The 11,539-nt window shown below is 48.3% G+C and carries 12 protein-coding genes; 7 read left to right on the top strand and 5 right to left on the bottom strand.

What is annotated here, in order from left to right:
- The first annotated feature begins 1 nt into the window (after position 1).
- Both PGL02S_RS22445 and PGL02S_RS22450 read left to right on the top strand, forming a co-directional pair.
- Positions 2 to 835 carry a carbohydrate ABC transporter permease gene (locus tag PGL02S_RS22445; RefSeq protein WP_036643029.1) on the top strand — a complete coding sequence of 278 codons (834 nt, stop codon included), beginning with the start codon at positions 2 to 4 and terminating at the stop codon, positions 833 to 835.
- A gap of 111 nt (positions 836 to 946) precedes the next feature.
- Positions 947 to 1,162, top strand: a complete 216-nt coding sequence (locus PGL02S_RS22450) for a DUF2905 domain-containing protein (protein WP_006208920.1) — start codon at positions 947 to 949, stop codon at positions 1,160 to 1,162.
- A gap of 182 nt (positions 1,163 to 1,344) precedes the next feature.
- On the opposite strand, the gene PGL02S_RS22455 is transcribed toward PGL02S_RS22450, so the two are convergent.
- From PGL02S_RS22455 to PGL02S_RS22475, 5 genes are all read right to left on the bottom strand, one after another.
- A complete protein-coding gene (locus tag PGL02S_RS22455) occupies positions 1,345 to 2,214 on the bottom strand; it encodes a YitT family protein (protein WP_006208921.1) in 870 nt (289 codons plus the stop codon).
- A gap of 17 nt (positions 2,215 to 2,231) precedes the next feature.
- Complete coding sequence (locus tag PGL02S_RS22460; protein ID WP_006208922.1) at positions 2,232 to 3,476, bottom strand: cation:proton antiporter; 1,245 nt, start codon at positions 3,474 to 3,476, stop codon at positions 2,232 to 2,234.
- Positions 3,477 to 3,479: 3 nt separating this feature from the next.
- Positions 3,480 to 3,971 carry a cation:proton antiporter regulatory subunit gene (locus PGL02S_RS22465; protein WP_006208923.1) on the bottom strand — a complete coding sequence of 164 codons (492 nt, stop codon included), beginning with the start codon at positions 3,969 to 3,971 and terminating at the stop codon, positions 3,480 to 3,482.
- A 235-nt stretch (positions 3,972 to 4,206) separates the two neighbouring features.
- On the bottom strand, positions 4,207 to 4,551 hold the full coding sequence (locus PGL02S_RS22470; RefSeq protein WP_006208924.1) for a hypothetical protein: 345 nt from the start codon (positions 4,549 to 4,551) through the stop codon (positions 4,207 to 4,209).
- 141 nt (positions 4,552 to 4,692) lie between these two features.
- On the bottom strand, positions 4,693 to 4,884 hold the full coding sequence (locus PGL02S_RS22475) for a hypothetical protein (RefSeq protein ID WP_036643033.1): 192 nt from the start codon (positions 4,882 to 4,884) through the stop codon (positions 4,693 to 4,695).
- A 210-nt stretch (positions 4,885 to 5,094) separates the two neighbouring features.
- On the opposite strand from PGL02S_RS22475, the gene PGL02S_RS22480 reads away from it, so the two are divergent.
- From PGL02S_RS22480 to PGL02S_RS22500, 5 genes are all read left to right on the top strand, one after another.
- Positions 5,095 to 5,721, top strand: coding sequence for a stalk domain-containing protein (locus tag PGL02S_RS22480; RefSeq protein ID WP_036643034.1), 627 nt, complete (start codon positions 5,095 to 5,097; stop codon positions 5,719 to 5,721).
- Between the two features lie 48 nt (positions 5,722 to 5,769).
- On the top strand, positions 5,770 to 6,201 hold the full coding sequence (locus PGL02S_RS22485) for a hypothetical protein (protein ID WP_006208927.1): 432 nt from the start codon (positions 5,770 to 5,772) through the stop codon (positions 6,199 to 6,201).
- A 203-nt stretch (positions 6,202 to 6,404) separates the two neighbouring features.
- Positions 6,405 to 7,961, top strand: coding sequence for an extracellular solute-binding protein (locus tag PGL02S_RS22490; RefSeq protein ID WP_036643036.1), 1,557 nt, complete (start codon positions 6,405 to 6,407; stop codon positions 7,959 to 7,961).
- Positions 7,962 to 7,992: 31 nt separating this feature from the next.
- Positions 7,993 to 9,786, top strand: a complete 1,794-nt coding sequence (locus PGL02S_RS22495) for a sensor histidine kinase (RefSeq protein WP_036643037.1) — start codon at positions 7,993 to 7,995, stop codon at positions 9,784 to 9,786.
- Between the two features lie 35 nt (positions 9,787 to 9,821).
- The gene (locus tag PGL02S_RS22500) at positions 9,822 to 11,432 is read left to right on the top strand and encodes a response regulator transcription factor (RefSeq protein WP_006208930.1); all 1,611 of its coding nucleotides are present in this window, start codon (positions 9,822 to 9,824) and stop codon (positions 11,430 to 11,432) included.
- The last annotated feature ends 107 nt before the right edge of the window (positions 11,433 to 11,539 follow it).

Raw genomic sequence — 11,539 nt, forward strand, 5'->3', positions numbered from 1 at the left:
GATGAGAAGAGAAACACTGATCAAAGTGATCCTCTTGATTTTGTTCTCCGCACTGTGTTTTCTGATCCTGGTACCCTTTTACGCCGTTACCATCGCGTCCTTTAAGCCCGGTGAGGACTTGATTCGTTATGGCCTGAATTTAAAATTCGATCTGTCGGTAATGAACCTGGACAATTTCACGTATCTGTTTACAGGGAATCATTCTTATTTTATGTGGTTTTTCAATTCCTTGCTGCTTACGGTGGTACAGGTTACATTAACTTTGCTGGTGAGCGCAACCGTTGCGTATGGTTTTGCAGCTTATGATTTCATCGGCAAGAATTTCCTGTTTATATGCGTGCTGCTCATCATGATGGTTCCTTTTGAAATACTTCTTCTTCCACTGTATTCGCTGACTTACAATCTCGGCCTTATGAACTCATACTCGGCCATTGTGCTGCCGGGGATTGCAAGCGCGGCTACGATCTTCTTCTTCAGGCAGTATTTAAGAGGGATTCCAAAAGAAATGATTGCGGCAGGGCGGGTGGACGGTGCTACGGAATACGGGATCTATGTGCGGTTGATCCTGCCGGTGATGAAGCCATCCTTCGCAGCCATGGCGATCCTGAACGGGATGAACAGCTGGAACAACTTCCTGTGGCCGTTCATGGTACTCAGCGATGACAGCAAATATACCCTTCCGATTGGCTTGAAGACACTGCTGACCCCTTACGGGAACAACTATGATTTGTTGATTGTGGGCTCCTTTTTCTCGATTATTCCGATCTTCATCTTGTTTATGGGCTTCCAGAAGTATTTTATCGACGGGATGACGGCCGGAGCAGTGAAAGGCTAGAACACGTCTGTAGGCGAGGTGCGCGTGCCTTGCGGCGAGTCCATCAAATCCATTATGATACAAGGAAACCTTTCGTATGATGAATTGATTTGATGAATGAGGTGAAATAGTTTGCATCCTGTAACAAGGGCACTGTTATGGATAGGGGGCGCCCTGATCGTGATTGGGCTGCTATGGCCTGTCATTGGCCGATTTGTCGGCAGGCTGCCAGGCGACATCGTTGTGGATAAGCCCAATGTCAAAATCTATTTTCCGATTGTAACCTGCTTAGTCATCAGCGTGGTGGGCTCCTTGATTTTGTTTCTGATCCAGCAGTTTCGCAAATAACGAAATTCATAAGAAAAACATCTATCGACGTATTTTCTCAGAAGACTGACCGCGGTTAGGGGATGTTTTTCTTGTGATATCAGGAAGGCCTAAACTTCGGAGTTTACACTCTCTGATATCTAAAAAAACAGGCTGGCTAGGGCAAACCCTTAGCCGGCCTGTTTCCATGGAAGAGAGAACACTTACTTCTGAATGATGGTAATCTCCGCATTCGGATCAAGGCTTCTCACGATCGCTTTTAGTCTGGGCATCTCCAGAATATGAACCCGGTAGACAAGCCGGGAGGATTTTAATGAGTTGTTCTCAAATCCTGTATCTTCATTCAAACTCTCCGTTTGGGGTTCATATCCCATGATGGCTTTCATACTGTGTTTGATCTCTGCTTCACTCGTACTATCAATCCGAACCTCCCGTTTAAGCGGAAGACGGGAGGTCGTAATGCGACCCGTCTCCAGCGCCATCAGGCATGCGATGGCAGAATACATCGCATGTTCCCAGCCAAGCAGCAGCCCTGCCAATGTCAGTACCATGATATTGATAAAGATATGGTTGTGGGGCAGCTTCAACCGGGTCAGCAGATGGGATAGCTGCTGCGGCATCTTGGGTAATTGAAGGGTATCGAGGACAACCCCGTAACGAAGGCAGATCCCGATGCCAAGCCCAAGGAAAATGCCGCCAATGCCTGCACTCCCGATCTTGCTGTCCAGTAGAGCAGGCATCGGGAAGAACAGGATCGAGCATATGGAAAAGGTCAGCAGCCCGATCGTTGCCGCAATGGCTTTTTCCCGATTGGACTTGTAATAAACAAGCAGGAGCAAAGGTAAATTGAGTGCAAATAGAAACATGCCTGTATGAAGCCCTGTCAGATGCGAAGCGAGTGCTGAAATTCCTGTCACACCGCCTGCAATGATTCCGCTAGGTACAAGAAACAGATCTAAGCCGAACGCCGCAATCAGCCCTCCGGTGGCAGCCATGATCAATCTTCTGGGTGTACTTGCCTTGCTTGCGGCGTCTTGTGCACCGTTCGTGACACGAACCGGGACTTGAACCATAGGCAATGTACCCTCCTTTATCCGCCAAGACTTTCATCCTTTAGCTTCGGTTTAACCGGTTTCTTCTCCTTATGGTCTTTAAATTTAAATATTTTGTTCAAGAAGTTGTATACATGCTTGGATTCCTTGGTCAGCAATGGTCCGAGTATGGCAAGAATGAGCACATACAAGGCTGCAAACGGTTGAATGAAGGCAGCTAGCCCGCCGGCTTTACCCATATTGGCGAGAATAATGGAAAATTCCCCGCGGGAGACAATCGTCAGACCGATATTGGAGGACGCTTTGGAAGACAATCCGGCACTGCGTCCGGCAAGCATACCTGCAATAAAGTTACCCAACAGCGTGATGACAACGGCGATCAACGATAACCATACAGCTCCACCAAGCTCGGATGGTACGATCGTTAAACCGAAGCTAAAGAAGAATATAGCGCCAAAGAAATCGCGGAATGGCAAAATCAAATGCTCAATCCGTTCACGATGCTCTGTCTCTGCCAGGACAAGCCCGACAAGCAGTGCACCGATGGCTTCCGCAACATGAATCGTTTCAGCGAAGCCTGCCAGCAGGAACAATGCGGCAAAAACAACCAGTGCAAATAATTCGTTAGACCGTATATTCAGCGCCCGATTCAGAAGCGGCACGGCTTTTCGGCCCAGAATAATGACAAGCAGCATAAACCCGAGTGCAATAACCGCAGATATCAATACTCCACCCAGCGAAGAAGATCCGCTTAATACGAGACCGGACAGAATAGAGATATATACGGCCAGGAATACATCCTCAAACATGATAATCCCGAGTATCATTTCGGTCTCCGGATTAGCTGTCCTTCTCAAGTCAACGAGCACCTTGGCTACGATAGCACTTGATGAAATTGTGGTTATTCCTGCAACAATCAGTGTTTCCGCCACCGGAAATCCGGAAAAAATTCCGATCATAAGTCCAAGTGTAAAGTTAATGGCAATATAGATGCTCCCACCGACAACGATGGATTTGCCTGATTTGATTAACCGGCCGACAGAGAATTCCAGGCCGAGGTAGAACAGAAGAAACAGTACGCCGATCCGCCCCATGAAATCAATGAGCGGAGCGCTTTCTATAAAACGAAAATCAAATGATCCAAAATGAAATGCGTGGGGCCCTACCGCCATCCCTACAAGAATATAGAAAGGGACGACGGAAAACCGGAGTTTAGCTGATAGCAACCCCGCCAGGGCGATCAACGCAATCGCCAGTCCGACTTCTAAAACCAAATGATCCATTCATCAACCACGTCCGTTCATCAAGATTTGTTTAAATAGCCGCTGTTGTTGACGTTCGCCAACGACGACAAGCGTCGAATCCGGCGTGATAATAACGTCAGGCCCGGGATTGATATGTTTGCTGTTTTTGTGAACTGCCGCAATGATGGTTGCACCTGAAGCTTGACGTACGCCCAGATCACCAATGGATTTGCCTGCCCCATAGTAGTGGGGCTCGATGCGGTACCACTCAATAATCAATTCGTCCAGCGCCATATCGATTGTTTCTAGCGCCTTGGGTTTATAGGTCAGACCGCCAACGATGGCGGCAATTTGACGAGCCTCATCATCATCCAGGGAGATCATGGAGATGCTTTCTTCCGGATCGTCATATTCATAATGGTACATTTCACGGCGACCGTCGTCATGAATGATGATGACCAGCTTATCACCACCACGGGTATCGATTACAAATTTTTTGCCAATTCCGGGTAAATCCGTTTCGCGAACATGCATAGGTTAAAATCCTCCTAAGAAAATACACTTTTAGTTATGGGTAGACCAACGTCACACGGATATCCAAATTACGAGTAGCCAAATAAAACAATCCATTCATGATGTTCTGCACAGTCTTATATAAACCTAAGTGCATAGGTCAATCAGCACAGGCTCGTTGTGTTGCTGCATGAGTGATGAAAAATTGGCGAATTTAAGAAACCGCAGTCAGTTTGAATGCGAAAGGGAGGAATAACTAAACGAATATGGATGTGTATTTAATGGGGAATAATAATAAAAGCCGGAGCCGAAGTGGAATAATCGGCCGATAGGGCAGACGTGTTCTGGGAGCCTGCTGCAGAAGGACGGCCGAAAACATTAAGAACAATGGCAAGGAGTTGCCAGCTGCCTTAAGTTTGGAGAGAATTTGAGAGTGTTTCAGAACAGCCGCTTTCAGATGAAGGTCGTTCTTGTAGACGTACCGATCATCTTCAATTTCGTTGCTGTAATACTCTTGGACGGGAATGTAAAGAGCAAATGCCGTAACCAAAACAAGTATCAGCATCCATACGATTCTTGCTGTTTTTAAGAAACGGTTCACAGTTACTCCCCCCTTCGTCCCAAGCTTCTATGTTAATCATAACATAAAAATAATCGTTCTCAAAATGAGAACGATAAATAATTTTCAAACACTTTTACAGATCGATTATATTTTTTACATTATATTGAAGCTTGTCTAATTCTACTTTTTCCGAAGTTTATCGTAATTTTCTGTCTGGGGTTCGATATCGAGTTTCGCTTCATCCTTATCCTCCAAAATACCAAGGACAAGATCATCGATGCTGTCGGTTGCGGCTTGATCCGTACGGTTTGGCTCGGGAATGGGGTCAACGCCAGGGAACTGTCCGTCGAATTCGGGTTTCTTTTTGCTCATTAGGATCACTTTCCTTTCTGGCAATATTTTGGCTCAAAAGGATCGGTTCTATGTAACGAATAAACGCAGGGGAAGAAAGTGAAACAATGAAGGCATAAGCAGAATGGTAAAATTTTTCCTTCTATATAATGTAATTACATATATGAATCTCCTATATAGGAATATGCTAGAATGTACTAGAGGGATATTATACCAGGGGGTTACGATGTCATGAAGAAAAAAATGTTATGCTGTACCCTTGCTTTACTGCTTGTATCAGGCTCGGTCGTATCAGCACATCCGGGAAGAACGGATGCCAACGGCGGGCACACCTGCCGAACCAATTGTGAACGCTGGGGGCTGTCATATGGGGAGTATCATTATCATAACGGGGGAGGAAGCTCTTCCGGCAGCAAGTCGTCTTCATCCGCACCCAAGGCGAAATCATCGCAAAACAGCACGCCTAAGTCCGCGCCGAAGCCGGCTGCTCCGGCCTATGCCAAGTCCGGTCTTAAGGTTTATGTCAACGGCGGCCTGGTGAAATTTGATAGTGAGCCCTTGGTGTATAACAACATCAACTTGGTGCCGCTGCGGGAAATTGCAGAGGGAATGGGGGCTAGGGTCACCTGGAATCGTGAAGCTGCCAGCATTGGTGTGCAAAGAGGGAATCATAAAATAACGCTTACGATCGGAAGCAAAACGATATATTACAACGGTAAATCGGAGACCGTGGCAGTCGCTCCCAAGGTCATCGATGGCGTGACTTATGTGCCTGTTCAGGTATTTGCAAGGGGGCTTGGTGCTGGCATTAACTACACGGACCATGATAAAATTCTGAGAATCGCACTGAAGGAATAAAATGATGACAGCTCGAAAAAGAAGTCAAACAGAGAGGGAGAGTGCAGCTTGAGTTTTTTTGATAAATTTAAGGCCGGCGTGTCTGACGCCGGAAACAAAGCCAAAATCCTGGTTGAAGTTAATCGGTTAAAGCTGCAAAACAACGGTAAGAAGAGTGATATCGATGAGCAGCTGCTGGAAATCGGAAAAGTTGTATTTGCTGCAACTGAGGCGGGGCAATGGCCGCCCGAAGAGGAGAGCATCCAAAGCTATGTAGCCAAGATCCATCAATTGAATTTCGAAATCGAGCAAAATCTGCTTCACATCGCCAATCTTACGGATGAGAAGGTATGCAGAGGCTGTGGCAACAGCTCAGCGCTCAACGCCAAATTCTGTGCCCACTGCGGCCGTACGTTCGAAGTGATCCAAGTGCAATCGGAAGAGTTGCGCAAAGAAATCCCCTTGCTGGAGGAGACTCGAGACCAAGAGGAGCCGAAATAGTAGTTGGAGTATGACAGGAACCATATTTGTTGCTTCATGTAGAGCCGTACCCTGGTTCGGGAATGACCAGGGTATCGGCTCTTTTCTTTTGCCTGGGTGAAGGAAGCCGGATTTCATTACAGAATGATTATAAAGGTGATCTAACTCACCATAAAATCGTTATATAGTAGTATTAGCTTACCAGTTAGAGGGAGTGAGGACATATGCCGAAGAACAAGGCCTGTAATGATGAGTTTATTCAACGAGTGGGTCGAGAGGGGTCAAGGCTGCTAAAAGGTAACGTTCTAATTCTTCTATGTGTATTTCTGATATTCTTCGCTGCCGGATGCAGCGGTCCAAATCCTGCAGAGGAGGACAGCCCGCCGGAAAATCAACCGAAGAGTGCTTCAATCAACATCGTCATTTCGAGTCTCGGGATGACGTTCCCTGCAGGCATGGATGAGAATGACAATCCGTATTTAAATTACATTGAAGAGCGTACCGGACTTGAGATTGGGGTTAATCTGCCGCCGCCTGAGGTATACAACGAGAAGCTTGATGTGATTATGTCTTCAGGCAATTTGCCGGATATGCTTCATACCTATGAGCCGGTATGGTTTGACAACTATGTCAAACAGAAAGCGTTTATGCCGCTGGACGAGTTAATTGACAAGTATGGTCCCCATCTGAGAGAGAAAATTCCGCCGGAGGTGTGGGATCGGGTGAGATATGACGGCAAAATCTATGCGGTTCCCAGCTTGAATGAAGTGACCGGAGCAGAGCTCATGTATGCGCGCAAGGATTGGCTCGATCGGCTCGGCCTGAAACCTCCTGAAACGCTGGAGGAATATTATGAAGTCATCCGCGCCTTTACCCTGGATGATCCGGACGGCAACGGCCTTCAGGATACGATCGGGTTAACCCTTACCTCGAAATTGGGGCGCTCCTCCCCGTTTTTCGGTGCTTTCGGTACGCAGCGGAATGTGTGGTTTGAACGGGACGGGCAGCTTGTGAACGGAAACATTTTGCCTGAAACGAAGGAGACCCTCGCATTTTTTGCCAAGTTGTATCAGGAGAATTTACTGGATCGGGAATTCCCTTTGAATTTGCAGAACAATCTGTTCGAAAAAATAGAAAATGGCAAGGTAGGTCTGTTCTCCGCGGCATGGTATGACACGCGGGGGCCGATTGCGGCCAACATGAACAAGGATCCGGAGGCAGAATGGATTCCGCTTCCATATCCGACTGGACCTTCCGGTTTTAAAGGGGTGGAAGGCAAGGATATTATCCGCGGCTACAATGTCATTCCGGCCAGCTCGGAAAATGCTGCCGAAGTGATCAAGATGCTGGATTTTATCGCCAGTGATTACAAAACGCTGAAGCTGGGCTTCGAGAATGAAATTTGGAAGTGGGAGGACGGGGAGATTGTTACGGATTTTACGCTTCATGACAAGCATTTATATCGCGGGATCTACCAGTCCCTGGTCGACGTGCCGGATGAATTGCTGTTTAAGGAACGGCTTGACTCGCTCGGCGACTTCAATTTATACAACAACTTGCAGATGATTAATCATCATATCATTCCCAACGCATTCTACGGAGTCCCTACACCTGCCATGACAAAGTACAACAATAAGCTTAAAAATCTGGAGGATGTGTTTACGAAAATCATTATGGGACTTGAGCCCCTGGATGCCTTCGATGACTATGTGAAGACGTGGAAGGAAGAAGGAGGAGATGAAATTACGAAGGAAGTTAATGAATGGTATGCCGAACCATGAGGACAAGTTGGGCGAGAGAGGGGGAGACTAAATGATGGCGATGTTTCGCTGGATCAGGGATCGATTTTCGCAAAATATTCAAACCCGGCTGACCGGTTATTTTCTGCTGATCCTGCTGCCGCTGGTCATCATCAGCCTGTTTGCGGTAGAGCGGTCCAGAGCCATTCTCTATGAACAGGCCGTCGAACGGACAGAGATGGCCTTATCGTCTGCGATGAATCATTTTGATCTGGCACTGCAAAATGTGGAGGAGATCTCTTCCCTGATCTCGGGTGATCTTAGAATGAACGAGCTGCTCAATAAAAACAGCACCAATTTCTCACCTCAATCGATTGTGGATTTCTCCTATATTCTGGATCAGTTATCGGATTTTGTGTCGGTGAACCGGTATGTCTCCCAGATTACCGTGTACCACCAGGCATCGAATATGTTTATTTCCACCCATTACGGAGGTAAAAGGTTGACGGGCGAAACTCAGCAGGAATGGCTCGTCGAAGCTGCCCGGAGAAACGGAACGGGGATTTCCTACGTTATGTCGGAATACCCTGTGGCGGAAGGCGTCTCTTTTGGTCAGATGACCAATACGGACAGCATTTCCTTGATTCGGGCTATGGACTTATATAACGGTGAACGGCAGTCGAACCTGCTGGTCGTGTCTTTCAGCGAGAGCAAGCTGTTGAATATTATCAAGACGCTGCTGCCTTCGGAGAACAGCCGGATTGCCCTGTTAAACGAAAAGGGAGAAGTGGTGGTGGAGACCGGCAGAGTGTACGAGGAGGAGATCTCCGACAAAGAGATGACCGTCACCATTGACTCGGATTATTCAACATGGCGTCTTGAGCTGGTCCAGCCGAAGAGTGAGCTGTATAAAGAAACCGATCAGCTGCGCTTGTTCACGGTTGCGATAATCGTGCTTAGCGTCCTGCTGGCCATCATTATTTCGTGGGTGGTTTACAGTGGAATTGCGTCCCCTGTACTCAAATTGGCCCGCGGAATGAAGCGGCTCAGCAGCGGGGAGCTGAACATCCACGTTGATACCAAGCGAAAGGACGAGTTCGGTTTTCTTATCCAGTCGTTTAACAAAATGGCTGTGGTACAGAAGCATCTGATCGAGGACCATTATGAGCAGCAGCTGAGATTGACCACAACGGAGCTGAAATTTTTGCAATCCCAGATCAACCCGCATTTTCTGTACAATACGCTGGATTCGATCTATTGGACGGCGAAGAATTATGATGCGGATGAGATCAGCGAGATGGTCATGAATCTGTCGAAGTTTTTCCGATTGAGCCTGAACAAGGGCAGGCAGGTGTTCACGATTGAGGAGAGCATCACCCACCTGCACTACTATTTGCGCATTCAGCAGCTTCGCTTCATGGACAATTTCACCGTAGACTATCAGATTTCGGAAGACAGCAAGAGAGTACCACTCCTGAAGCTCCTGCTTCAGCCCTTGGTAGAGAATGCCATCATTCATGGCATGGAGGGGAAGTCATCAGGGGGATGCCTGAAGATTTCCAGCTGCATTGAGAAGGGGAATACGGTAGTGATCAGTGTGCAGGACAATGGACCGGGCATCGGAGAGGAACGGCTGCGTTACATACAGCATGAGCTTACAATGATGGGCTCCCGGAGCGTGCCGGCTTCCTCCCAGGATGAGGAGAATGTGAAGGATCTGTTTGGTCTTCGCAATGTATTTAGCCGGATGAAGCTGTATTACGGCAGGGAGGCCAATCTGACGGTGCACAGTGTGTCTGGCGAAGGCACAACCGTCACCATCTCCATTCCGCTGGACCGCTGCAAGGAAGTTAATATGGAGTTATAGTTCATATCCAGATGGCTTAAAAGGGGAGGACCTGAATGAATCTCATGATTGTGGAAGATGAACCTCGGCTGCGCAATGCACTAGCCCACAATATCCCGTGGGACAAACACGGGATTGAAGTGGTGGGAATGGCATCTAACGGAGTCGAGGCACTTGAGCTAGTGAGCAGGAAGAAGCCTGATATTATGCTGATCGATGTGCAGATGCCTGAAATGGATGGACTGACGCTCCTTGGCGAACTGCGAAGCCGACAGGAAATCAGCAAATTAATGAAAATGATCATCCTGAGCGGACATGATAACTTTGAATTCGCGCAGATTGCGCTGGAATACGGGGTGTCCAAATATTTGTTGAAGCCGGCCGGCGAGGAAGAAATTCTCGAGGCTGTGCTGGAAGCGAGACAGCAGCTTCGAGGGGATCTGGAGCAGTGGCAGCGCAAGGCGGCGCTGGAGCAGAAATGGAAGGATAATCTTCCGCATTTGCAAAACCTATTTTTCATCCAATGGATCAGCGGCAAATATACGAGGCAGGACATTCTCAGCAAGAGCAGGGAGTTATATATTCCGCTGAAGGAGCATGACCGTATTGCGGTGGCTGTGGTGGATCTGGACCCGTTGCCTGAACATGAGACCCGGTTTCAACGTGGAGATGTGGAGCTGCTGCAGTTTACCATGCAGTGCCTGGCGAAGGAGCTGCTGCCCCATCCTTCCCGCTGGATTACATCGGATTCGGGCAACCTGCTGCTGTTGGTGCTGATTGTGGAGGAGGACCAGGATGCCAAGGAGGCCATGCTGCGGCTGAACGCGGATGTATCCAAGCTCCTCTCGCAAACGAGGGAAGTGCTGAAGTTAACGGCAAGTGCGGGCATATGTGCATCCATCGGCACGATTGAAGAAATGAGCCTGCTGTATGTACAGGCCTGCCGGGCCCTGCAGGAGCGTGTCGTGTATGGACACGATCTCGCGATTCCTTACCGGGAACAGCTGAGACGGGATATCCAGGGCGTGATCGTGCAGCAGAACCTGGAGAAGGCCCTTGAGATCGCGCTGGAAACGGCGGATGAAAGTAAGGCGCTGGAGGCGCTCAAGGGGTTGTGGGAGGAGGCCTTTACGAGATCCGAATCCTCGGACGAATTCCATGAGGCGGTTCTTTATATGAACAGCTTTTTCACCCGAATGATCCAGAAGCAGGGCTGGACGGTGAAACGCGTGGTTGGCGAAGATATCGATTATTTCCAAAACGTCAAACTGCTCAGCACTAAAATGCAGACGTTCTCGCTCCTGGAGCGAACGGTGAAACATATTGTCGCGTTTATGAGCGAGCAGCGGAAAACGACGAGCAATCAGGTGGTGAAGGATATTCTGAATCTGCTTGAGGAGGAGATGGACCAGGAGATTACGCTGCATACGGTAGCAGACCGTTTATACGTCAATTCCTCCTACCTCAGCCGGCTGTTCAAGCAGGAAATGGGGGTAGTCTTCTCTACCTATGTGCTGGAGCGCAAAATGGAGCGGGCCAAGTCGCTGCTGCAGGATGGATTTAAGGTGTACGATGCCGCCAGGCTGGTCGGGTACCGCGATGTCAGTTACTTCACCAAGGTGTTTCGCAAGTATTGGGGCGTGAACCCGGGGGAGTTTAAGGGATGAGGATGCGGGAGAGGCTGTACGGCACTACTGCACACATCTGAAAGCCGCTCCGCGGTCGTATCGTTCCTTCAATCGCTGTTGTTGCCGAAATTCCTGGGATTATGATT

The sequence above is a fragment of the Paenibacillus glucanolyticus NBRC 15330 genome (assembly GCF_004000885.1).
GTDB classification, from domain to species: Bacteria; Bacillota; Bacilli; order Paenibacillales; family Paenibacillaceae; genus Paenibacillus_AQ; species Paenibacillus_AQ glucanolyticus.